A 24757-nucleotide genomic window follows, 5' to 3' on the forward strand; every position below is an offset into this window, starting at 1 on the left:
TTTCTAAGATCCTCCATCTTTTGGCTTCTTTTTATTCATGCAACAAAGCCTACGTCTACTGCTGAGTTGGCGATATTGTCCACTAGCACTCAATCCTGCGGGGGGATGGATACGTTGGGTTTCTGCGAAAGTGTGGTTTTCCCACTGGGCAAGTAGGGTCATGGCAAGCATATACAAAGATTTTTCACGAATCGCAGGAGAGAGATTTTTGTCGTCGAGTAAATTTTGATAGAGGGAAAGGGCGATCGCATTTTGACTACCGCCTTGATATTTAGCCAAAATCTCAGAGCTACTGCGTTTGGATTCATCGCATACCCACCACTTATCACATTCCCAGTCCGTAGGGATGCGATAGGCGCGAAATCCATCCCAGATTGGTAGATAGCCATTTTTCCATCCGCCCATTCCTGCCCAATCCGAAGCGATTTGGTAGCGAGATTCGGGAGTATTTTCGATTTGCCATTGGCGCAGTTTTTGCCAGCGTAGTTTTTGTTCACTCAGGAGTGATTGCGCTTCTTTCTTAAAATCAACCACTCGATTATCCTCACGCCACCAGCGACCTTGAGGATAATAGTATTCTTCGAGGATGCGGTCGGGAATTGTATCTAAATTTAAGTTGGCAGTGGTTTCTAAGGCTTTCGCATAATTGTGCGATCGCGCATATTGAATGGCGATCGCATATTGCAGCAGTGGTGCAAGGGGTTGATTATCTGGTTCTTGCAAGAGGGTTTGCATTTGTTCGATAGACAGTCCCACATCGAGGAGAGTCCGCACATGGGGGAAAGCGAGATAGAGAGCATCGCGATCGCCCATGGATTGCACCATGATTTTGATCCACAGTCTCATTGCTCCCACAATGTCATTGTTGTTTTGGAGACTGAGGGCGAGGAAATAGTTAGCATCATCGGCTCCAGAATGATTAGGATATTTCTTGAGCCAGTCCTGCCATGCGTTGAGGCGTTCTTTCTCTGTGCGGTTAGCATTACGCGAGAGGATGTCTTGACTACGCGGCTCACCATCAAAATAGGAGCGTCCTGTTAAATCTCCATACTCACGACAGGCGATCACAAATTTGGATTGCGGATATTTTGTCACCATCCCTAAGAGTAGGTAATAAGCATAATCACCTTTACTCGCGAAATTCTCATAACTAACGATCTTGGAGAGGGAATGAAGCTGGGATAGGTCGTTGTTCAAAATATTTTGAAGGAGTTCTGTCCCTTGAGCATCCCCATGACGATCTAGTTCAGAGATCGCCCAAATCCGATCATTAGAATTTGGTTCATTAATCAAAGAACGGAAGAAGGCACGACCAAAGGGACTAATTTCTCCCGCTTTAATCGCTCCAAGTCGCTCGACCAAGATATATTCCTGAGCATCACTCGGTAGTTTTTGATAGAGTGCGATCGCCGCCTTGATTTGACTATCTGTCGGTTTTGATAACTGCTCATAGTTTACCCATTCCGATAAACCTGCGAAGTTCTTATCTTTTTCGTATGGGGATTTACCATATACGGCTTCATAGCCTAGGAGTCTCGTCAAAAACTCCAAGTTGAATTGACTATAATATTGCGGAGAATTTTTGGGTTCGAGATTAGCTTTGGCGAGACTGATTAGCTCTTTGCGGACTTGAGGATCATCTAATCCGAAATCTTTCTCCCAGTCTTTACTTTTATCCTCGGAGACATAGGGAGCGATTTCGTACAAACTAGGATAGGTCAAGCGGCGTTGAATTTGTTCACGGAGCCATATGGTCGTATAGGGTTTACCAAGATTGCGAATACCTTCAATACCATACTTCTGTCTAGTTTCATCACGGGAACGCGCATAATAGCTCAGCAATGGATATGCTTTAGCTCCGTACTTTTTCCATGCGGGATTGGCGACAGGATCTTTTCCCCATTTGGCAACGATAATATCTTGGCGGATAGCTTGAACGATTTCTTGCCACTGTGGATCGAAGCGGAGGCGATCGCGAAGGACATCATCGATTTCCAGTTGGGAAATTTCTTGGGCACTGAAGGAGTCCGCTAGTTTTGACATTTCCGCAGGACTAGGTATTTTGACGGTGCGTGATTGAAATACTTCTGCTGCTTTGATTGCTGCACCACAGGAGGCGATCGTGATGAATATCGTTAATATATATAGATGTCGCTTTTTCATTTTGCTCTCCAAACTCCAAGCTATAGGACTGGTTTCCCCAGAAAAAGTGGCTATCTATCATTAAATGTGATTTAGGCGAGATAGAAATACTTCTCAGCAATTTGCAACAAATATCCCCTTAAGAAAGAATCGGCGCATTGCACCAATTCTTTCTTAAGGGGATTTCGAGAAACAGGATGTGAGAGAGGGTTGGCATAGCTAACGCTCTCTCAAGTAAAAGCCTTGCTTAGCAAGACTTTTACTTATGGGATTGTAAAATTTATAAGCTTAAGAACTGACGTGTTTAAAAGAATAAATGACTTTCAGGTTGAATATTGATTTCCATCGGTACAGCTTGAGGATCTGCCGAGAGGGCAAACATAATTGCATTTGCCGCAGTTTCGGGAGTCAGCATTTTGCTGCGATCGACTTTGAGACTGACATTATCCCAAAATGGCGAATCAATTCCCCCAAAATAAAACAGAGTTACCTTAATTCCAAAGCGACGTAACTCATCCGCCATACATTTGCTAAAGCCAACGGCTCCAAATTTAGAAGCACAATAGGCGGCTGCCATTGCCATCGGATGTTTACCCAAAATGCCAATCACATTACAGATATGTCCAATCTTGCGATCCTTCATCGCATTAGCAACTAACTGACTCGTATAAAAATTCCCTTTGAGATTGAGATCGAGTAGGTAATCAAGTTCCTGTGGCTCAATGCGATTGAATTGTTTGAGAATACCTGCACCTGCGGCATTAACTAAGACATCAATCTGTCCAAACTGCGCGATCGCCTGTCGCACCATTCCTTCAACTTGAGCATATTTCGTAATATCTGTAGGAATAGCGATCGCTTCAGCATCGTAATCATCTTCGAGATTGTTAACGAGTTCCTCTAATTTATGGATATCTCTGGCTACGAGAACTAATTTTGCACCTGCTTCTGCTAATTTCGGTACAAGCGCTGAACCAATCCCACCTGTTGCACCGACAACGACAACAACTTTGTTTTGCATCTGAAAATTACAATTTGTTTACAATACTTTATATTCCTTTACATAATATAGCGCTTTTCAAGTAGGCGAGTTACATAGGGTTGTACCCAAGCCTATGGCTTGGGTACAACCCCGTACTTCACGAGATTTGTATATGCGATAAGACTTTCTCGTAATTAGAGACTTGCTATTACTTAAAGTACCTGTGGCTTCGACTCCGCTCAGCCAACGTTAGCTGAGCGAAGTCGAAGCTAGATCAACTTTGGTGGAACATTTTTTATCCGCAAGAGCCGTACAGCTAGTTGGCATAAAAAAAGAACGCATAGCGTTCTTTTTTTATGCCAAGTCTGGTTAAGCTTATAAATTTTACAAAGTCCAGAAGTAGGGCTTTTACTTCTAAAGTTTGATAGAGAATTGGCTACGCCAATCCTCTATGCACATTTAAACTCCGTTTTTCTTAAACCAAGCTTTCAATCGTTTCCAGCCATCTTCGGCTTCTTTTTGGCGGTAGGAGGGGCGATAATCAGCATTAAAAGCATGGGGAGCTTCAGGATAGACAACGATTTCGGAGGTAACACTGCAACCCTTAAGTTGCTCGCGCATTTGCTCAACTGTCTCTAGGGGAATACCTGTATCCTTACCACCATAAAGTCCTAAAATTGGCACTTGTAAATTTTTGGCGATATCAATCGGATGCTTTGGTGTGAGTTCTGTCGATTCACCCACCAGTTTGCCATACCAAGCTACACCAGCCTTGACCTTAGGATTATGGGCTGCATAGAGCCATGTAATCCTGCCACCCCAGCAGAATCCTGTAATCCCCAACTTTTGAATATCGCCCTGTGCAGATTTGGCTGCCCATTCTACGGTTGCGTCAAGGTCAGCAAATACCTGAGCATCAGGAACCTTGCTCACAATCGGTCTAATTTGAGCAATATCGGCGAGTTTTGATACGTCGCCTTGGCGATAAAACAATTCGGGGGCGATCGCTAAATATCCTAATTTGGCTAGACGACGACATACATCTTGAATATGAGCATGAACACCAAAAATTTCTTGGATTACTAAAATTACGGGGAAATTTTTTCCTCTGGCGGGTTGTGCTCGATAGGCGGGAATCGTGCCATCACTGACAGGGATTTTCACTTCTCCTGCAATTAGCCCCTTACTAGTGGTGGTAATTACTTTCGCGGAAATGGGCTGAACAGCGATCGCAAATCCAGCAGTTAGGCTACTAACGGCGATAAACTCGCGCCTTGTAAGTTTTGACATTGCTGTAATCCCTTGAAATATCCTTAAAAACAACGTGAGTTTGATATAGCCATGTGCGCGTGTGTCACGCACATGGTGTAAAACGAAAAAATCGCTTTATAATTTTTTCCGTTTTACGCTTGCTTAGAAAATTCGTTAAAAACAAATAAGACGATCAGCCATGCTCATCGCCTCTTAATATTCTGCATCCTAAAAATGAAAATAGATGTATTGCAGCTTTCGCCTTCTTATATATGTGGAAGCGCAACCCTTCGGGTTGCGCTTCCACATACCATTTAGGATTGCTATAGTTGCCAAATAACAAACAAGGGGCAATTTGTGCCCCTTGTTTGTTATTTACCGATTTTTACTGGTGTTTTGAGTTTTTTGACTTCATAATTGGCTGGCTCCAAGAGAGACAATCCAGTCATTTCTGGAGGTTTGGGAATTTGGAGGATTTCTAGAATAGTTGGTGCAATGTCCGCAAGGCGACCACCTGTGGGCTTGAGCTTGACATCTGCACCATGACCATGAATCTTGCGTCCTTCGCCCTCAACCAGAATAAATGGTACAGGGTTGCTGGAATGGGCTGTCCAAGGATTGCCATCTTCATCCCACATACATTCCGCATTACCATGATCGGCGGTAATCAGAGCTGTGCCACCTGCATTCGCGATACTAGACAGGAGATTGCCCAAACATCGATCTACATGTTCCAGAGCCTTGATGGTTGCTTCAAAGTTACCAGTATGTCCAACCATGTCAGGATTCGCGTAATTGATCACGATCAGCGAATAAATCCGCTTGGCGATCGCCTCTGAAGCAATTCTGGTTACTTCAGTTGCCGACATAGCTGGCTCTTGGTCATAGGTCGATACCCTTGGACTATTGACCAATATACGATCATCACCTTCGCTGGCTTCTTCCATACCACCATCAAAGAAATATGTGACATGGGCATATTTTTCAGTTTCGGCTAGACGTAATTGCTTAAGTCCATGACTGGCTACAACTGGACCTAGGAGATTAGTCAAGTTTTGGGGCAAGAAGGCAACAGGGATCGATAGTGAACTGTCGTACTGGGTGAAGGTGGCATAGGCAAGAGGCTCTATGCGCTCACGTTCAAATCCCGTGAAGTTTGGAGATACAAATGCTTGAGTGATCTCACGGGAGCGATCGGGTCGGAAATTAAAGCAAATGACACCATCACCTGCAGCGACCGCACCATGAGCAATTCTTGTTGGCGGCAAAAACTCATCGGTGATTTTTTCCTGATAAGCCGCAGCTAGCACATCGACTGCTGAAGTTAGCTCAGTTGTGATTTGATCATTAGTCAAGACTTCATAGGCTTTTTGGACTCGATCCCAACGCTTGTCACGATCCATCACAAAATAGCGACCGCTAATAGTAACGATGCGCCCAGTGCCAGTTTTATGAAGATATGCTTGCAATAACTTAATAAAGTTAATTCCAGACTGGGGCAAGGTGTCGCGACCATCAGTAATGGCATGGATACAGACATCTTGGATACCCTGAGCCTTTGCTAAGTCGATCAAACCTAATAAATGCTCGATATGAGAATGTACACCACCGTCAGAGCAAAGCCCAATTAGGTGTAACTTGCCATTATTAGCTTTGACTTGGTCGCAAACATTGACTAGTGCAGGATTGGCTAATAGTGAGCCATCATCTACAGCATCAGAAATTCTAACTAATTCTTGGGGGACGACTCGACCTGCGCCAATATTCAAATGACCAACTTCTGAGTTGCCCATTTGACCTTTGGGTAAGCCGACATCCTTGCCAGAGGCTTGGAGGAGAGTTTTGGGGTAAGTACTCCACAGACTATCTATGACAGGAGTATTTGCTGCGGCGATCGCATTGCCCTCGGTTTCTTCTCTATATCCCCAGCCGTCCAAAATGATCAGAACCAGTGGAGAAACAGACCCCGTTTGCATAAAAGACAGTTCCTTGTTAAGTACACGTTCACTCCTGACTTGGCAATAATACCATCAGAGCAAATTTACGGATTATCTTAACAATACTTGGCAATTAGCGCGATCGCAATGTATCGCAAAAAACTTTTAACAATGTCCCAAATGTATAGATTGCTACTTTGAAAAAAGTAATCAGCCCAAAAGATAAGTGGCGGTGCAAAACACCGTCACTTATCTTTTAGGTAAAGACCTTGTATGGCGATCGCCTAGATGAAATGTATTATAGATAAGCTGTAATGCTTTGACTTGAATTAGTTAACTTGAGTGAGTTGACTGGACTTCGGTTATTGGGCAGAACATCTTCAGAAATTCTCTCAGGTTTACAAAATTTCCCCACGAATGGCGCTAATAGTTCAAAAATATGGTGGCTCCTCCGTAGCCGATGCCGATCGCATTAAAGCAGTACGCGATCGCATTAAGCGGACAGTTGATGCGGGTAATCAAGTCGTAGTTGTAGTGTCGGCGATGGGCAAAACCACGGATGGTCTGGTTGCCCTTGCGGAATCTGTATCCGCAACCCATGCCCAAACCCTTGAAGAAATTGCTGCTAAAGAGCGTGAGACTGATCTGCTCTTGGCAACGGGTGAACAGGTAACGATCGCTTTGTTGAGTATGGCTCTGCAAGCAGTGGGTCAACCTGCGATCGCCATGAACGGTTCGCAAGTACGGGTAGTCACCGAGCCAAACCATACTCGCGCCAGAATTTTGTATGTAGAACCCGACCAAATTAAATCAGAGTTGGCTCGGGGTAAGGTTGTGGTGATCGCAGGTTTCCAAGGGGTGGCGATTGATGCAGCAACAGGTTTACCAAGTACAGAAATCACGACCTTAGGACGGGGTGGCTCGGATACTTCAGCAGTGGCGATCGCGGCGGCGATTGAGGCAGATGTTTGTGAGATTTATACCGATGTTCCGGGAATTCTCACCACCGATCCCCGCATTGTCCCCAAGGCGCAAATGCTCGATGAGATTACTTGCGATGAAATGTTAGAGCTGGCTAGCTTAGGTGCAAAGGTCTTGCATCCGCGATCGGTCGAAATTGCGCGGAACTTTGGCGTAAAAATGTGTGTGCGATCGAGTTGGCTCGATGATCCCGGGACAGTAATTACCTCACCCCGCATTGGGACAGGCGATTTGAAAACATTAGAAGTAAATCGTTTTGTGGAAAACGTTTCCATTGATTACGATCAAGTCAAAATTGCCCTCTTGCAAATCCCTGATCGTCCGGGGATCGCCTCGCAATTGTTCAAGCCCCTTGCTGAGCAAGGCGTAAATGTGGACTTGATCATCCAAGCGGTGCAAGAAACTGAGGGTGTTAATGATATAGCCTTTACGATTCCTCAAAATCAATTGCAGCTAGCGGAATTAGTCACCCGTAGCCTAGAGATTGGCGCAAGCTCAGTTACTATTGACTCCAATGTTGCCAAAATCAGCATTATTGGAGTTGGGATGATCGGTCGTCCGGGAGTTGCGGCCAAAATGTTCTCGGCACTGGCTGAGGCTGGAGTTAATATTCAGATGATCTCTACCTCGGAAATTAAAATTAGCTGTGTGATTGCCGCAACCGATGGCGAAGCGGCGATCGCTGCTCTCCAAAAAGCCTTTGATGTGCCTGTACAGACAGAAACCTCCCAAGAAAAAAACATCGGTAATGCCAATAACCCACCAGTGAGAGGCGTTGCCCTCGATCGCAATCGCGCCAGAATCGCTGTCCAAAAAGTACCTGATCGTCCGGGGATGGCGGCGCAGATCCTTGAGCAATTAGCTGAGCAAAATATTAGCTTAGACATGATCGTGCAGTCCCAGTCCGATCGCGATGTCAATGAGATTGCCTTTACAGTAGCAATTACGGATCTGGCTAAAGCAGAAACCGCACTGAAGCAGGTCGCGACCGATCTCGGTTATGGCGAAGTATCCTGTGATGACGATATTAGTAAAGTCAGCATCGTGGGGTCAGGGATGATCAATCAGTCTGGTATTGCTGCACGGATGTTTGGAGCATTAGCAGATGCAGGCATTAATATTGAGATGATCGCCACATCTGAAATTAAAGTTAGCTGTGTAGTACGCGATAATCAAGCGGAACAAGCACTAAAACTAATTCATCAAGAATTTAACCTTTCTGGCGATCGCGCGATCGAAGTTCCCAGTGTCTTGAAAAAGTAGTAAGTGGGCGCTTTGCGCCACACTTACTAAAGACGCTTTAAGATAAGTACATATTCCGCGAGCATTTCTATGTCATCTGATAATTCTAGCGATCGCCCAGATCAGTCTCCAGTAAATCCGCCATCTGATCCGAAACAAGTGCCACCAGCACAGGAACGTTCGCTCAAAACTATTTTGGCGGACAATTTACCGACGGTGACAGTTGCGATCTTATTAGCGGTCGGAGTCCGAATATTTGTGGCAGAACCACGCTATATTCCCTCCAGCTCAATGGAGCCAACCTTATTAATTGACGATCGCCTAATTATTGATAAACTTTCCTTTCGCTGGCGCAAACCTGAACGTGGCGAAATCATTGTCTTTAATCCACCCAATGTTCCTGTAGTGCCTGATGCCACTAAGGTTTATATCAAGCGCGTCATTGGCTTACCAGGCGATCGCATTAGCATTCATGATGGCAAAGTCTTTATAAATGATGCGCCTCTAAATGAGCCATACATTGCTGCTCCACCAAATTACACCTTGCCGACCCAAGATGATGCCCTCTGTCCTAATTGCTTCCGTCCCTCTAATGTGCAATCAGGAAAGGATTATCCATATTTCACTGTCCCCAATGGTAAATATTGGGTGATGGGTGATAACCGCAATAACAGTTTGGATTCCCATGCGTGGGGCTTCATGCCAGAGGAAAATATCGTTGGGCGTGCGATGTTTCGCTACTGGCCCTTTGATAGTCGTGCGGGTAACTTGACTGTTCCTAAATATTAAAACTATGGGCAGGTCGCGCACATAGTTTTAGTTAGCTCAAATATATATAGATATTGATTCATGTCCACAGAAAATAAGCTCGATTCGCAAGTGACCGTCAAACCTTGGTGGCAACAACATGGTGAAACGATTCGGATTTTTGCTGTTGCCCTTGCGATCGCTATTTTCCTCCGTGCTTTTATCGTTGAGCCACGCTTCATTCCCTCTGGCTCAATGGAGCCGACTTTGCAAGTGGGCGATCGCATTTTAGTAGACAAAATTTCGCAACGTTGGCAAGAACCTCAATACGGCGATATTTTAATTTTCTATCCGCCTGCTACACCTGCAACCAGTGATACGAGCAAGGCTTACATTAAGCGATTGATCGGTGTGGAAGGCGATCGCATTGCGGTTAAGAATGGCAAGGTCTATCGCAATGGTGAAGCTCTTGATGAGTCCTATATTGCAGAAGCTCCAAAATATACGATGCGTGAAGTAGTCGTTCCCAAAGGTCATTACTGGATGATGGGCGACAATCGCAATCACAGTAATGATTCGCATATTTGGGGATTTTTACCAAAAGAAAATGTCATTGGTAAAGCAACTATTAGATTCTTTCCTTTTGGCGATCGGTTAGGTGCAATTACAACAAGTAAGTAATATCTAAAACAACAAGAGATAGGACAGGATAGATTTATGTCAACTAATGAATCCTTGTTATCAAGAATTACTTTTGACCGCAATATTTTGGGTGGTAAGCCCACAATTCGCGGTATGAGAATTTCTGTGGCGATGATTTTAGAGCTTTTGTCTAAGGGATCGGCAATGCAGGAAATTTTGGAGGATTATCCAGATTTAGAAATTGCTGATATTTATGCAGCATTACTCTATGCCTATCGTCTAGTAGCTAATGAGGAAATTTTTGAAAGGTCGGTTGCATCATAGTCATGAGATTTTTACTTGATATGAATGCAAGTGGAGCTTTATTGAGTTTATTGCTGGATTCTGGTCATGATGTTGTTTGTGTACGCGATGTTGATCGCAAAATGAGTGATAGTGAGATTCTGAATTGGGCGGTAAGAGAAAGACGCATTATCATTACGACGGATTCTGATTTTGAGCAAATGATTTGGCTACAGGCAAGACAACATTGTGGAGTTTTAAGATTGGAAAATTTGCCTCGCTCAGAAAGAATGTCACTATTTGAAGAAGTACTGTCTAGTTATGGTCAAGATTTAGAAGCTGGAGCCGTTGTGATTGCTTCAAAACAAAAAATTCGGATTCGTAGAAGCTAAAATTAATGAATAATCATCAATCGATGCGCTACACAATTCTCATTCAATGGTCTGATGAAGATAACTGCTTTGTTGTCTTTTTACCTGAATTTACAGATGTGATGCAACCTTGCAGAGAATACTTACTTAGAAGCAATTCAAAATGCTCAAGAAGTGATTGAACTGCTAGTAGAATCTGCTATAGAAAAAGGTGAACCATTGCCCAAGCGCCAAAAGTTTCAAACAATTCCAATTTTGCAAGCTGCATAAAATCGAAGGATGCTCAACCTTGGGGATTGGGATTGGACATTGAGTCGTCTTTTGTTCTGGCGATCGCAGTTTGAGCAAGCCTGCATGATGTTTGGGTATGGTCAATAACAATCGTCACTTCAGATTGCATAATCTATAGATGTAACCAATTTTTTCAATGGCAATCATGAGCAACTCTCTCAAGCGCACCCCTTTGTATGATCTTCATGTTAGCTCTGGTGCGCGATTAGTAGAATTTGGTGGGTGGGAGATGCCCGTGCAGTACAAAGGCATCATTGCCGAACATAATGCCGTGCGATCGCAGGTGGGGATGTTTGATGTGTCCCACATGGGTAAATTTGCCATTTCTGGGGAAGGCGTTCTCGAAACCTTAAACAAACTTGTGCCATCGAACTTAGGTCGAGTCAAGGTAGGACAGGCTCTATATACAGTCTTACTCAATGAGCAAGGTGGGATTATCGATGATGTGATTTTTTATCACCATGAGCCAGATGGCGATCGCGAAAATTGGTCAGTAATTGTCAATGCTTCCACCACCGAAAAGGATAAGGCATGGTTACAACAACATTTAGGCGATCGCTTAGTTGATAACTCCGCATCTCAAACATTAATTGCTGTACAGGGAAAAACTGCGATCGCCACTTTGCAGGAGCTAGTCGGTGCGGACTTGATGAAATTACCCAGACTGCGCTTTGGGCATACCTATACAGAAGTACTAGGCGTTCGTAGCTTCGTAGCACGCACAGGCTACACAGGCGAAGATGGCTGCGAAATTATGACCGATATCGAAACTGGTAAGGCACTTTGGCAAAAACTTCTCAACCTCGGTGTTGTTCCTTGCGGATTAGGTTGTCGCGATACCCTGCGACTCGAAGCAGGAATGCACCTTTATGGGCAGGACATGAACGATAGCACTACACCTTGGGAAGCGGATATCAATTGGATTATTCATCTCAAAGAGAAGGGAGAATTCTACGGACGTGCTGTTCTTGAAGATCAAAAACAGAATGGAGTGCCTCGTAAATTAGTTGGTTTGGAATTGGAAGGTCGCAATATTGCTCGTCATGATTATCCGATTCGCTTTGAAGGCGAAACTGTGGGGATCGTCACCAGTGGCACGATGTCACCAACATTAGGAAAGGCGATCGCCTTTGGTTATGTACCACCCCATCTCGCCAAGATGGGGCAAATCGTCCAAGTCCAAATCCGTGACAAAGAATTTCCTGCCAAGGTAGTTAAGCGTAACTTTTTGTAATCTCAACCAAGGGCAGTGCCAAGCACTGCCCTTGGTTGATTCTATGAATTGGCGATTGACCCATAATTTACGTTTAAAGGTAGAATCTAAAAGATTTTCTTACCTTTACCTAAAAGAAATTTTCCTATGTACGACTGCATTGTTGTGGGAGCAGGTCCATCTGGTGGTTCAGCATCCTATCATTTGGCAAAACGAGGACGTTCGGTTTTGTTACTCGAAAAAGAAAGCCTGCCTCGATACAAGCCTTGTGGTGGTGGCGTTTCGCCGATGGTACAAGAGTGGTTTGACTTTGACTTTTCGCCAGCAGTTGCATTGACCGTCAGCAATATTCGCTACACATGGCAAATGGGCGATCCTGAACTGGTGGAACTAACTACCAAAGAACCAGTGTGGATGGTGCGCCGCGATGTCTTTGATCATTATCTCGTCCAGCAAGCCCAAAAATTAGGCGTAGAACTCCGCGACAATACTGGCGTTACAGGAATTGAATGGAAAAGCGATCGCTGGTTAGTCAAAACTGAAAATGATGTCTTTGAAGCTAAGTATGTAATTGCTGCCGATGGAGCAAAAGGCACAATGGCGAAATGGCTAGGATTTAAAGAAAGAAAACGCCGCATGGGAGCCGCCCTCGAAGTCGAAGCGCCTCACTCTGCGCCCGATGTGAGTGCCGCCCATTTTGATTTTGGTTCTGTCCAAAATGGTTATATCTGGAACTTCCCTAAACCTGACGGTTATTCCATTGGTGCAGGTACATTCCTTGGTGGTGAGAAGCAAAATCTTAAAGAGCTTGGTGCTGCCTACGCGGAAAAGTTTGGCATTGATATCACTTCCATTAAGCAATATGGGCATCCTCTCTGTTTATGGGATGGAAACCAACCGCTACACACCCAAAATGCTCTCCTCACTGGTGAATCGGCATGTATTGTCGATCCCTTTACTGCCGAAGGAATCCGTCCTTCCTTGTTAACAGGCATGTTTGCAGGGCAAGCGATCGATGAAGCGATCGGCGGTAATAATGATGCTCTAAAGCAATATACCCAGAGAGTCCATGAAGAATGGGGTGAAGATATGGTGTGGGCACAGCGCATTGCCAATATTTTCTATCGCATTCCCAGTTTCGGTTACAAAATGGGAGTGAAGCGCCCCAGTGCTAGTCAACGTATGGGTAAGATTCTCTGTGGTGAGTTGCGTTATCGCGATGTTGCAGGGGCTGCGGTGAAGCGCCTCACGAAAGGATTAATGGGTATAAAATAAAATAAGGGTCGCGCTTTGCGCGACTCTTATTTTATGGCGCAAAGAAATTTTTAAAAGCGTTGCTTCGCAACGCTTTTAAAAATTTCTTTGCGGTTATTACTGTAAGAATAAAGAGATGAATAAAAAATATCGGTTACTGTTTTTATCTACTCCCGTAGGTGCATTAGGTTCTGGAATTGGGGGCGGCGTAGAATTAACTCTTCAGAATGCAGCTAAGGCACTCATGGCAAAAGGTCATGAAGTGGAAATAGTTGCTCCTGAAGGTTCTGTTACCAATGTCACGAAACTAACCCCAATAGCAGGCAATAGCCAAGTTTCCGCCCAAACTCAAGTCGGAACAGATATGGTCGTATTGCCCCAAGATTCTGTTCTCGAAAATATGTGGAGTTACGCGAGAGAAGTCCAAGATCAGTTTGATTTATTATTCAATTTTGCCTACGATTGGCTACCTCTATATCTCACACCATTCTTCCATCGCCCGATCGCCCATTGGATTAGTATGTCATCCCTCTCGCCTGTGATCGATGCGATGGTCAGCAAAACAGTCAAGCTTTGTCCTCAGGCGATCGCTGTCAATACTCGAGCCTGCGCTAATACCTTTAGCGATGGCGATCGCTTGATGATTATGGGCAAAGGCATTGATGTCACCCAATACAATTTTGTGGCAAAGCCTGAACAACCTAGTCTGGCATGGGTAGGACGCATCTCTCCTGAAAAGGGACTAGAGGATGCCGCCGAAACTGCTCAAGCGACAGGTTTACCACTACGAGTATTTGGACTCATTCAAGATCAAGCCTATTGGCAACAGATTCAAACCGATTTCCCGAAGGCAGAAATCCATTATGAAGGATTTTTATCTACCCATGAGTTACAGCAAAAACTAGGTCAATCGAGTGCTTTGTTAATGACACCACGCTGGATCGAGGCTTTTGGTAATGCGGCGATCGAGGCGTTTGCCTGTGGAGTACCTGTGATTTCCTATCGTAGCGGTGGACTGACGGAAATTGTGCGCCACGGTAAGACAGGATTTCTTGTGGATATGGGAAGTGTCGCAGGATTGATTAAGGCAGTTTCTCAGTTAGATCAAATCGATCGCTTAGTCTGTCGTCAGCAATTAGAAGCGGAATATTCCCTAGAAGTCTGGGGTGATCGCTTAGAGAAATGGTTTGAGCAACTCATCACCAACTACAAAATTTAGTCAAAGTCTAAAACTTCGCTTTGAATAGATGGTGCAGCCGATAAACCTTGAGAATATAAACGCATGGAGGTAATGTCCGAATGCTCCCATTTTTTCACGTCTTGGCAATGATGGGCTACCAATAGCCCCCATAGCTTGCCATTATTAAGCACAGGGGCTACTAAATTGGAGCGGACTTGCAAACTTCTTAAGAAATCACGGTGGCAATCACTGATAGGAGCAATTTCAATATCATCTGCCCAATAAATACGCCCAGCTATATACAAATCCGCATACTCTCGTTTAAAACATTCATCAGCACCCGTTGAACAAATGATCGAATACTTATGATCGCTCAAAGCTTCAAAGGTTACCTGTCCCTTCCAATGAGAATAGAAATAATACAAAGCCACGCGATCAACATCTAAGCACTCCCGCAGTTCATGTAAGGCATCATGAACCAAGGAGTCTTGTTGTAATTTATTGGTAATTCGAGTTAAAACCGAATTCAAACCGCGATTGGCAGGATTCATCATTGCAAGAGATAACAAATAAAGCTGAAAAAGGTTAAAAATCCGAAAATTGCTGAATAAGACATCCTTTGTGCTTTCTTAAGTCCCAAATAAATTCTCAAAAAGCTTGCGAGGTAATCTCTTGGAAAATTTATTTGTACTATACAAAACCCTAAAAGTCTGTATTTATTTAATATCAAGGACACTGAATAGTTGTCGCAGGTTCTGCCATATCTTTTAATAGTTTCTAATTTTAATCTTGTGTGCAGTACATATAACAATGCTTACTAAAAAAATAGCAAGATATGGATACCAAGAAATATTCTTTATACTTATATCTGTTGTGGATATGGCGCAACAGAGTCTAAAACACCTTTCTAGTAAGGCTTTTAAGATTTAAGTCTCTTTATTCCTATTAAAAAAAGCTATACTTTAGATATGAGTTTTTTTACTTAGTAGCGAGTCAAAATCTTGCCAAAAGAATATCAAGCTACAGGAATTAATCTTAAGGGAATGCCCTTGGGTGAGCACGATCGCCTATTGACGATCCTTACTAAGGAATATGGCTTGATCAAAGCAGTAGCTACTGGGGCACGTAAACATCGCTCGGCAATGGCAGGACGCTCTGGTTTATTTGTCGTCAATGATCTGCAAATTTCCGTGGGGCGATCGATGGATCGGATTAAAAATGCGGAAATGGTGCAATCTTTTGTAGGTTTGGGGAAAACTCTGGCTAAGCTCACGGCTGCTCAATATTTATCGGAACTGGCTCTGATGCAGGCGCTATCAGCACAACCTCAAGAGGAATTATTTTTAGTACTAGTTGAGCATCTCAATCGCATTCAGGATGCCGAAAATAACCATGTCTTGGCTTGCTTGGCGCATGGTACTTATCACTTGCTCGCGATCGCAGGTTTTGCCCCGCAGGTACATAGCTGCTGCATTTCGCAACGTCCTGTAATTGCCAATCGCGAAATTCCGAAATGGAAGGCTGGATTTAGTATCGTTGGTGGTGGGGTGATTAATCTGGAAATAACCGATCCTCCTAGTGACGGTAATCCGAATAGCGATCGCCCTATCAATGGCATGGAGATCATCGGCAATGACGCGATCCATAATCGGATTAGCCATTACCTAAATGCTCCTGAACTCTTGGCGATTCAGGAACTTGCACAAACCGATTTAACCGATAATATTTTAAAGTCACAGACAACAGATTGGCTTACAGTCGAAAGATTGTTACGAGCCTACGCACAGTATCATTTTGATAGACCAATCCAGTCTTCGGCACTGATTGACAACTGCTTTTTTAATATATGACCCATTTATTCGATCCGCCCACACCGAATTTCCCTGAACATCACGATCCCCACCACGTTGATCCACATCATGCCGATCACCAGCAGACCATAGAAACCAGCGATTCGCAGATTGATACTACTAGTGTCGATCCCGTTGATTCCCAATCTGTCCTTCGCAATCCTAACTTTTTATCACTGTGGAGTGGTCAAGTTTTTTCCCAGATTGCCGATAAGATTTTTCTCGTACTCGTCATTGCGATCGTCTCTACACAATTTCAGCATGAAGGCGAGACTATTAGCGGTTGGGTTTCCGCAGTTATGGTGGCATTTACAATTCCTGCGATTCTATTTGGGTCGATCGCAGGTGTATATGTCGATCGCTGGAAGAAAAAAACAGTTTTAGTTAGCTCCAATATTCTGCGCGGAGCCTTGGTGCTGAGCATTCCGCTATTACTCTGGATCACCAAAAATAGTGTGTTACCTTGGGGCGCACCGACTGGATTTTGGGGATTATTATGTATTACGTTTTTAGTCTCTACTTTTACGCAGTTCTTTACACCTGCGGAACAGTCTGCGATTACACTCGTAGTCGAGAAGCCAAAGCTATTATCTGCAAATTCGCTCTACACAACGACGATTATGGCAGCGCTAATTTTAGGCTTTGCTCTCGGTGAACCCCTCCTCGCTCTATCCGATCATCTGTGGCACAATTTTGGGCAAGAAGTGCTTGTAGGTGGTAGTTACTTAATCGCAGGGATCATCTTAATCCTCTTAAAAACGGGTGAAACGAAAGAGGATCTGCACCGTGATAGCTTTCATCTCTGGAATGACATTAAAGAGGGTTTACAATATCTCAAGGATAAAAAAACTTCGCTATCAGCTTTGATTCAGTTGATTTGTACCTTTTCGATTATTGCGGCGTTAACCGTACTGGCTGTGCGTTTAGCGGAGGTCATGCCCGAAATTAAGTCTGAGCAGTTTGGCTTTTTATTGGCAGTGGCTAGTTTAGGGATGGCGATCGGTGCTGGCATTGTGGCAAAACTAGGCGATCGCTGTAGTCGCCAAACCCTTGCTCTCGTTGGCTCGATTGGTATGGCTGTATTTTTAACAATGCTAGGATTTTTTAGCGATCGCTTTGGATTAGGACTAATCGCGATCGCAGGTACAGGGATTTTTGCAGGTCTATGCGTGATCCCTATGCAAACAGTAATTCAAGAAGAAACTCCTGAAGATGTACGCGGTAAAGTCTTCGGCTTACAAAATAATGCTGTAAATATTGCCCTCAGTTTGCCCCTATCGGTCGCAGGCATCGCCGAGTCCTATTTCGGATTGCAGCAAGTAATCTTTGCTCTCAGTGCGATCGCGCTATTTACAGGCATCCTCACTTGGTACATTGCCCGTCAACTGATCGAGTCCTAAAGAAAGCGAGTTCGGGATAATTTGAAACGGGCTTTTGAGAGAGGGTTTTCTCCGCAAACCCTCTCTCAAAAGCCCTAATTCAACAAGTGTCGCGCTTCGCGCGACACTTGTTGAATTAGGGCTAACTTTTATGATGTGTGATTTGTAACGCTAAGCCTACAGACAATCAGGTAATATTGCATCAATCGGGCAAAGCCTGATTCTATGCAATTACTCACTTCTCAAGATGCCAAAACTAACACCTAACCCTAGCTTTAGCTTGACCTTCCGTGTGCAACTCCTCAACCGCGCAGGAATGCTGTCTTCTGTGATCAGCGCTCTAGCTGAAGCGGGCGGGAATCTAGGACAGATTGATTTAATCCAACAGACTCGCAAAATTTCGGTGCGTGACATTACGGTCAATGCCTATAGCACTGAACATATGGATAAGTTAATTGCCGTTGTCAAAGCAGTTCCCGAAATTCGCGTACTCGATGTTTACGATCGCACTTTCCAAGTTCACCAAGGTGGCAAAATCCATCTCGAAGCCAAAGTTGCTGTTAAAGGTCAAGATGACCTCGCCATGGTCTATACTCCCGGGGTGGGACGAGTCTGTATGGCGATCGCTGAAGATAAGCGTAAAGTTTATGACTACACGATTAAATGCAATACGATTGCTGTTGTCACCGATGGCACAGCAGTTTTAGGACTCGGTGACATTGGACCTGAAGCTGCCATGCCTGTAATGGAAGGTAAGGCAATGCTCTTCAAACAATTTGCAGGATTGGATGCGTTCCCAATTTGCCTCAACACCAAAGATGTTGATGAAATTGTGGAAACAGTTAAACGGATTGCACCAACATTTGGCGGTGTGAATCTAGAAGACATTAGCGCCCCACGCTGTTTTGAAATCGAAAAGCGCCTCAAAGAGGAATTAGATATTCCTGTTTATCACGACGACCAACATGGCACAGCAATTGTCGTAGTTGCTGCCACCATCAATGCCCTCAAGGTCGTTGGTAAACCCATCGATACAGTTCGGATCGTGATGAACGGTGCAGGAGCTTCAGGTATTGCCGTAGCCCGACTCTTGCGTGAAGCAGGTGTAAAGCAAATTTCGATGTGTGACTCTAAAGGATGTCTCAACAAAGAGCGCACCGATCTGACTGCGGAGAAATTAGAATTTGTCAGTGATTTCTCTGGTTCCTTAGCTGATGTAATTAAGGGAGCCGATATGTTTATTGGCTTAAGTGTCAAGGGAGCATTGACCCCTGAAATGGTCAGAAGTATGGCTCCTGCGCCAATTGTGTTCGCAATGGCAAACCCTAACCCTGAAATTCAACCTGAACTGGTGGTCAATGATGTTGCCGTAATTGCCACAGGTCGTAGTGACTACGCAAACCAAATCAATAATGTCCTTGCCTTCCCTGGAATTTTCCGAGGAGCACTTGATGCCCGAGTCCATCAAATTACTACTCAAATGAATTTAGGTGCTGCTCAAGCGATCGCCTCTTTAGTCAGCGCCAGCGATCTTGCTCCTGATTTCATCATTCCGTCCGTATTTGATCCGCGCGTTTCCCATGCTGTCGCTGCCGCCGTTCAGGCAGTTGCTCGCCAGCAAGGTTTAGCTAACGATTAGTAAATTAGAGAGGGAATGCTAAGCATTCCCTCTCTAATGCTTTTCAGCAGCAATAAATTCATCTACTAAATTTAAAAGCTTTTCAATTGCCTCATTGAGATTGACAGACTTCACAGGAAATCCATGGGCGACACGATTTCTAATTTCATTTAAAGCGATCGCTCTCTCAAATTGATCCCCAGAAATTTCTGACTGAGCATAGAGATGTTGAATCATCAAAATCGTTGGCATACGATCAATCGGAATTGAGACCTGTCGAGCATGTCTTCGCATCAATACTTCCGCAAAAATCCAAAGAGCCAAAAAAGCTGGTTCATGCTCACCAATCGAGATCAATTTAGCGATGCGTTCTTTGCGATGCAAAATTTGCGATCGCGTCAATTTCGGATCGGCAATATCTTCTTCAGCAATCGGGGTAGCATCTTCACCCGTAATTAATAAAAATCGCCAACCACTATGTTCAGCGATCGCTCTTGCGATTTTGCAATAACTAGAGATCGGTAAATTCGTCGCGAAATCAGCGATCGTAATTACCAACCCATGTTGGTCAGATATTTTCACCAGTAGATCTGGAGCGTATGAACTTAAATCAAGGCTCAAAGCAAAAGGCAATTGATGAATATGAGGATGTTGAATCACCTCATATCCTTGAGAAATATAGCATTCAGAAACTTTTTGTTTGAGCAAGCTATTAATACTGATCCTATCTACACACATTTATCATTTATATTTTACTAAGCTTAATTTAGATATAGCAATCCTAAATAGTTTATAGAAGTAAACCCACTCAAGTTGGGCTTTGACAACCCCAAAAATCTACAAATGATTGAGACTTATCATATATTTTTAAGTTTATTAAACAAATATTGAAAGTTATATAAAAACATATCTGGTATTCATCACTGAGAATTCCCACAATAGCCTTAACAATTAGCCATAGAGATGGTGATATACAAAGCACAATCTCTTCTCTAATGATAACGTTTTCTAAATTTGTAAAGTCATTAGACTTAACTACTCAAATACAGCACAAATTACCAACAAAAATATGGGAAATATCTAAAAAACATGACATCACAAATTTTTTAAGATATTTCTGTTGCTACTTTATATTAGAACGCATCAAAAACAAGAAGCGAGTGGCGGTACTTTGTGATACTACTCAAATTCTTGATTTGTGTTCTAAAAAGTATGGTGACAGTAATATCTCTTACTTCTTTATGTAATTAACACAAAACAGGATTTGAGAGAGGGTTTGCATAGCAAACCTTCTCTCAAATCCCGAAATCAAAAGCCTTGCATAGCAAGGCTTTTGATTTCGGGATTATAAAACTTGCACGCTTAACCCGAACTGACGTTACTTACTAAAAGTTGTAAGTTAAATAGAACTTATATTGCGCTTTTCAAGCAAGCTAGGTAAGAGTTTGCTTCCTCACCTTCGGCAAGAAAGCAAACCTAGACTGGAAAATGCTATAGAAAATCACGAGGATCGGTAATATGACCTGTTAAGGCAGATGCAGCAGCAGTATAAGGCGAAGCAAGATAAATTTGCGCTTGCTTATTACCCATCCGTCCAGGGAAATTACGGTTAGTGGTGGAAACGCAAACCTCAGCTTCATTCACTCGTCCAAAGGTATCTTGTGGTCCGCCCAAACAAGCAGCACAGGAAGGTGATGCTGGCTCAATGCAACCCGCTTGCAAGAAAATCTCAGAAAGGGTTAATCCATCAATCTTGATGCTAAATAGATCGTTGTAAACCTTCTGCGTCGCAGGTACAAGATAGGTAGGAACCTTAACCTGTTGTCCCTTCAGCAATTTGGCAGCATGGTAGAAGTCTTCAGTTTTACCACCAGTGCAAGAACCGATGTAAACGCGATCGATTTTGACATCTGTCACCTCACGGACAAGGGCACGGTTGTCAGGAGAGTGAGGCTTAGCAACTACAGGCTCTAGCTTAGATACATCGTAATGCTTGACGTAATAGTAGGGGGCATCAGCGTCAGCATAGAGCGATTCAAATGGCTTATCGGTACGCGATCGCACATAGTCAAAGGTAGTTTGATCAGGCGCAATCACGCCATTTTTACCGCCCGCCTCGATCGCCATATTGCAAAGAGTCATCCGCTCTTCCATCGTCAGCTTAGAAATTGCCTCACCGCTAATTTCCAAGGCTCGATAGTTTGCCCCACTAACGCTGATATCACCGATGACATGCAAGATCAAGTCTTTTGCCAAGAGATAAGGAGGCATTTCGCCATCAAAGACAAACTTCATTGATGCAGGTACTTTGATCAACAATTTGCCAGTACCCATCACAAAGGCAGCGTCAGTATTACCAATACCCGTAGCAAACTGCCCAAAGGCTCCCGCATTGCAGGTATGGGAATCAGTACCGAATAGAACTTCTCCAGGTCTGGTGTGACCTTCTTGAGCTAGGGCAACATGGCACACCCCTTTGTAATCAGGGTTAGCTTTAAAGTTGGAAAGATCGGTGATGTCGTAGAAATATTTAATGTCCTGTTCTTTGGCAAAATCTCGCAAAATATCGACGTTGCGGTTCGCCCTTGCATCCTTAGTGAAAATATAGTGATCAGGAATTAAAACGATTTTTTCTCTGTCCCAAACCTTCGCATCACTACCAAATTCTTTTTTAAAGATGCCAATTGTACCCGGACCACAGACATCATGGGTCATCAGCAGGTCAGCATTCACCCAAATATTTTCGCCTGGACTAACGTAGCTTTTTCCCGAAGCTTTTGCCAAAATCTTTTCGGTGAGTGTCATTCCCATAATTGTGATGTCCTTACGTAGATGCTGATTCCTACTTATTTGTTAATCTAAATATTAGTTATATTATTTAGAATTATAGTCCGAGATCAGAAATTTTTGATACCTCCTACTCTAATTAACAATCTCGATAAAAGTCTATAAAGATCATTCATATATAGCAGTCCTAAATCATTTATGAGAAAAATAGGGCTTCGACTTCGCTTAGCCATCAGGATACGATGGCTGAGCGAAGTCGAAGCCTCTCTCAACTCATTTAGGATTGCTATAGCTGTGTAGCTACTTTAAAACCCAGAAGGGAGTTGCGGCGCTTCGCGCCGCAACTCCCTTCTGGGTTTTATGTCTTAATCTATGGTTGATTGCTAAATTCAGAATTACTGACGATTTCTTGCGATCGCAAATCAATTTCGGCGACTTTAAGTTTATTGGAAGAGGTATATAAAACCGACAACCGATTATTTTTAATTGCGGAATAACCGTTAAATCGATCCACCTGATCGACTAACACTTTAAAAGTCGTACCTGCGGCGTTAGCGATTGCAATTTGTTTCTGATCGCTATCATTGATACGTTTATCGTTGTTGGTGTCTTTATCCACTAACACATACAGAAAGGCAACTACAGGAACTTGCTTCTCTTCAGTATTAATATTCACAATAGGATTATTGACAATGGGAGTGCCATTTGCAGCTAAGGCGATCGCGGATAGGAATAGTCCTTCATTTTTGGGTCGCAACCAATAGGAGCGCTTTTGATTAGGGTCAAAGAACATATAGTTTTGAATGGAACTAGATTCTTTAGAACCCGCCCTGTAGTCATAGTCTTGAATTAGATATATTGGCGCTTGTAGGATTTCTGAGCCTGCGATCGGTGTAAATGTGCCAATTTCCGTCTTTGCTTTAACTTGCTCATTTTTCGCGATGTTAATGACACTATCAACTTCTCTGGTTCTCGTAGCTTGTACGATGACATAAATTGCTGAGGCTGATAATGAGAGCATTGCCAGAAGTCCTGCCATCAAAATAATGACAGCATTAACGCGCCAAATATAGTGAAAGATTCGCCGTGATTTCATATTTGCTTATGGTTTAACTGAGGTATGCGGCAGGAGCGCTAAACCTAATAATTTCCACAAAGACTTGCAATGCAAGCCTTTGAAACAACTAAGTAATAACTAGGGCGCAACGTAGCCTTGAATATTCTCAGGACGTAAGGGACGCATAATTTGATTCGCACGGACTACCTGTTGATCTGTACCTTGGACAACGATCAGATATTTGCCTTCATCAAGACGATTGCGGAGAGGCACAGAATCACTACTAGTAGCAACACCAACACCGCCGCCGATAAATATGCTGCCCATCGCACCACCAAATGCACCGAGCAAACCACCGACTAGATGATTACCGATGCTGCCAGCCCAAGCAAAGGTATGTAAATCGGTAACAAGGCTAAACCCGATGCCTGCTAAAAAGCCAAAGGGAACTAGCCAATAGGACATAAAAAAGGCTTGTTTGCGACCTTGGACAAGGGGATCGATAAAACCAAATTCTTCGGCACTTTTGTAGCCTTTACCCAAAATCGAAATTGCTTCCATCGGAAAATTAGCCGCTTCTAGCTGGGTATATACTTCCTCAGCCTTCAAGCGATCGCTCCAAACACTAACCAAATAATTCATATACTCTTAATATTTTTAGATGTTATTAAAATCGATTAACTGCTGAGCAATATCGTAATCTTAATTTTGCCCTTATTAGCCTTACTCAGCTAGATTAGGAAAATAGAGTTGGGGCGCAAAGTGCCTCAACTCTATTTTGAATATCATCTTTTTGAACTATGACCTTGCCAATTCTTTATTCTTTTCGACGCTGCCCCTATGCAATTCGGGCAAGAATGGCGCTTGCCTATGCAGGGATTGCTTACGAACTGAGGGAAGTTTCGCTCAAAAACAAACCCAAGGAAATGCTAGAGATTTCGCCTAAGGGGACAACCCCAGTAATGCAGATTTTTCAGGATGTTGAGAACTCTGCTCAAGATTTCGATCAAAGTTTTTTAATTCTTGAAGAGAGCTTAGACATTATGAATTGGGCTGTCCAGCAAAATGATCCCTGTAATTGGCAAAATCTATCGGATGCAGATTTGGCGATCGCTCAACAATTAATTAAAACTAATGATGGCGAGTTTAAGAAGGCTTTAGATCGCTACAAATATCCCAATCGCTTTCCTGAGCAATCACAGGAGTTTTATCGTCAACAAGCTGAAGAAGTTCTGCAAGTATTAGAGAATCAACTTCAGCAAAATAATTTCTTGATTAGCGATCGCCAAACCCTTGCAGATATGGCAATTTTCCCTTTTGTGAGACAGTTTGCCTATGTAAATATCGATTGGTTTCATTCCAGCCCTTATACCTATCTCCAAAAGTGGCTCCATTGGCATGAAACCAGCGAAATCTTTGAGTTTGTCATGCAGAAATTTCCTGTATGGACACCAGAACAAGAAAAAGTCATTATCAGCCAAGATTTTTGTTAAAAGTACTGCTTTGCAGTACTTTTAACAAAAATCTTGGCTCTCGCCTCAGCGCAAAGCG

General features: G+C 43.5%; 21 protein-coding genes and 1 pseudogene. 13 read left to right on the forward strand and 9 right to left on the reverse strand.

Annotated elements, in window-relative coordinates:
- Nucleotides 1–3: 3 nt before the first annotated feature.
- From HC246_RS02140 to gpmI, 4 genes are all read right to left on the reverse strand, one after another.
- Nucleotides 4–2163, reverse strand: a complete 2160-nt coding sequence (locus tag HC246_RS02140; RefSeq protein ID WP_211167600.1) for a hypothetical protein — start codon at nucleotides 2161–2163, stop codon at nucleotides 4–6.
- Between the two features lie 283 nt (nucleotides 2164–2446).
- The gene (locus HC246_RS02145) at nucleotides 2447–3163 is read right to left on the reverse strand and encodes an SDR family oxidoreductase (protein WP_169361952.1); all 717 of its coding nucleotides are present in this window, start codon (nucleotides 3161–3163) and stop codon (nucleotides 2447–2449) included.
- A gap of 420 nt (nucleotides 3164–3583) precedes the next feature.
- Nucleotides 3584–4414: a dienelactone hydrolase family protein gene (locus HC246_RS02150; RefSeq protein WP_169361953.1), complete on the reverse strand. Its 831-nt coding sequence runs from the start codon at nucleotides 4412–4414 to the stop codon at nucleotides 3584–3586.
- 332 nt (nucleotides 4415–4746) lie between these two features.
- Nucleotides 4747–6351, reverse strand: coding sequence for a 2,3-bisphosphoglycerate-independent phosphoglycerate mutase (gene gpmI, locus HC246_RS02155; RefSeq protein WP_169361954.1), 1605 nt, complete (start codon nucleotides 6349–6351; stop codon nucleotides 4747–4749).
- Nucleotides 6352–6729: 378 nt separating this feature from the next.
- Here gpmI and HC246_RS02160 point away from each other — a divergent pair, with 378 nt between their 5' ends.
- From HC246_RS02160 to HC246_RS02200, 9 genes and pseudogenes are all read left to right on the forward strand, one after another.
- Nucleotides 6730–8556: an aspartate kinase gene (locus HC246_RS02160; protein WP_169361955.1), complete on the forward strand. Its 1827-nt coding sequence runs from the start codon at nucleotides 6730–6732 to the stop codon at nucleotides 8554–8556.
- A gap of 69 nt (nucleotides 8557–8625) precedes the next feature.
- Complete coding sequence (lepB, locus tag HC246_RS02165) at nucleotides 8626–9324, forward strand: signal peptidase I (protein ID WP_169361956.1); 699 nt, start codon at nucleotides 8626–8628, stop codon at nucleotides 9322–9324.
- Nucleotides 9325–9384: 60 nt separating this feature from the next.
- On the forward strand, nucleotides 9385–9963 hold the full coding sequence (lepB, locus tag HC246_RS02170; RefSeq protein ID WP_169361957.1) for a signal peptidase I: 579 nt from the start codon (nucleotides 9385–9387) through the stop codon (nucleotides 9961–9963).
- Nucleotides 9964–9999: 36 nt separating this feature from the next.
- The gene (locus HC246_RS02175) at nucleotides 10000–10248 is read left to right on the forward strand and encodes a DUF433 domain-containing protein (RefSeq protein ID WP_169361958.1); all 249 of its coding nucleotides are present in this window, start codon (nucleotides 10000–10002) and stop codon (nucleotides 10246–10248) included.
- A 2-nt stretch (nucleotides 10249–10250) separates the two neighbouring features.
- A complete protein-coding gene (locus tag HC246_RS02180) occupies nucleotides 10251–10598 on the forward strand; it encodes a DUF5615 family PIN-like protein (RefSeq protein ID WP_169361959.1) in 348 nt (115 codons plus the stop codon).
- A 23-nt stretch (nucleotides 10599–10621) separates the two neighbouring features.
- Nucleotides 10622–10847, forward strand: a pseudogene (locus HC246_RS26830) (type II toxin-antitoxin system HicB family antitoxin).
- A gap of 166 nt (nucleotides 10848–11013) precedes the next feature.
- Entirely contained in the window at nucleotides 11014–12102 is a 1089-nt protein-coding gene (gcvT, locus tag HC246_RS02190) for a glycine cleavage system aminomethyltransferase GcvT (protein ID WP_169361960.1), read from the forward strand.
- A 126-nt stretch (nucleotides 12103–12228) separates the two neighbouring features.
- Nucleotides 12229–13356 carry a geranylgeranyl reductase family protein gene (locus HC246_RS02195; RefSeq protein ID WP_169361961.1) on the forward strand — a complete coding sequence of 376 codons (1128 nt, stop codon included), beginning with the start codon at nucleotides 12229–12231 and terminating at the stop codon, nucleotides 13354–13356.
- A gap of 115 nt (nucleotides 13357–13471) precedes the next feature.
- Nucleotides 13472–14554, forward strand: coding sequence for a glycosyltransferase family 4 protein (locus HC246_RS02200; RefSeq protein WP_169361962.1), 1083 nt, complete (start codon nucleotides 13472–13474; stop codon nucleotides 14552–14554).
- Here HC246_RS02200 and HC246_RS02205 read toward each other — a convergent pair.
- The gene (locus tag HC246_RS02205) at nucleotides 14551–15069 is read right to left on the reverse strand and encodes a GAF domain-containing protein (RefSeq protein ID WP_169361963.1); all 519 of its coding nucleotides are present in this window, start codon (nucleotides 15067–15069) and stop codon (nucleotides 14551–14553) included. The two genes, HC246_RS02200 and HC246_RS02205, sit on opposite strands and share 4 nt — an antisense overlap.
- A gap of 447 nt (nucleotides 15070–15516) precedes the next feature.
- Between HC246_RS02205 and recO the strand changes: the two genes are divergently transcribed.
- The 3 genes from recO to HC246_RS02220 all read left to right on the forward strand — a co-directional run bounded on the left by recO (nucleotide 15517) and on the right by HC246_RS02220 (nucleotide 19383).
- A complete protein-coding gene (recO, locus tag HC246_RS02210; RefSeq protein WP_169361964.1) occupies nucleotides 15517–16365 on the forward strand; it encodes a DNA repair protein RecO in 849 nt (282 codons plus the stop codon).
- Nucleotides 16362–17765, forward strand: coding sequence for an MFS transporter (locus HC246_RS02215; RefSeq protein ID WP_169361965.1), 1404 nt, complete (start codon nucleotides 16362–16364; stop codon nucleotides 17763–17765). The genes recO and HC246_RS02215 overlap by 4 nt, the downstream gene beginning before the upstream one ends.
- A gap of 226 nt (nucleotides 17766–17991) precedes the next feature.
- Nucleotides 17992–19383, forward strand: a complete 1392-nt coding sequence (locus HC246_RS02220; protein ID WP_169361966.1) for an NAD-dependent malic enzyme — start codon at nucleotides 17992–17994, stop codon at nucleotides 19381–19383.
- Nucleotides 19384–19416: 33 nt separating this feature from the next.
- Here the strand turns inward: HC246_RS02220 and HC246_RS02225 are convergent, their stop codons facing one another.
- From HC246_RS02225 to HC246_RS02240, 4 genes are all read right to left on the reverse strand, one after another.
- Nucleotides 19417–20100, reverse strand: a complete 684-nt coding sequence (locus tag HC246_RS02225) for a hypothetical protein (protein WP_169361967.1) — start codon at nucleotides 20098–20100, stop codon at nucleotides 19417–19419.
- A gap of 753 nt (nucleotides 20101–20853) precedes the next feature.
- A complete protein-coding gene (locus HC246_RS02230) occupies nucleotides 20854–22173 on the reverse strand; it encodes a 3-isopropylmalate dehydratase large subunit (protein ID WP_169361968.1) in 1320 nt (439 codons plus the stop codon).
- A 346-nt stretch (nucleotides 22174–22519) separates the two neighbouring features.
- Nucleotides 22520–23245 (reverse strand): hypothetical protein, encoded by a 726-nt coding sequence (locus tag HC246_RS02235; RefSeq protein ID WP_169361969.1) that lies wholly within the window; start codon nucleotides 23243–23245, stop codon nucleotides 22520–22522.
- Between the two features lie 99 nt (nucleotides 23246–23344).
- Nucleotides 23345–23848 carry a hypothetical protein gene (locus tag HC246_RS02240; RefSeq protein ID WP_169361970.1) on the reverse strand — a complete coding sequence of 168 codons (504 nt, stop codon included), beginning with the start codon at nucleotides 23846–23848 and terminating at the stop codon, nucleotides 23345–23347.
- Nucleotides 23849–24006: 158 nt separating this feature from the next.
- Between HC246_RS02240 and HC246_RS02245 the strand changes: the two genes are divergently transcribed.
- Nucleotides 24007–24699 (forward strand): glutathione S-transferase, encoded by a 693-nt coding sequence (locus HC246_RS02245; RefSeq protein ID WP_169361971.1) that lies wholly within the window; start codon nucleotides 24007–24009, stop codon nucleotides 24697–24699.
- The last annotated feature ends 58 nt before the right edge of the window (nucleotides 24700–24757 follow it).

Source organism: Pseudanabaena yagii GIHE-NHR1, assembly GCF_012863495.1.
Classification (GTDB): domain Bacteria; phylum Cyanobacteriota; class Cyanobacteriia; order Pseudanabaenales; family Pseudanabaenaceae; genus Pseudanabaena; species Pseudanabaena yagii.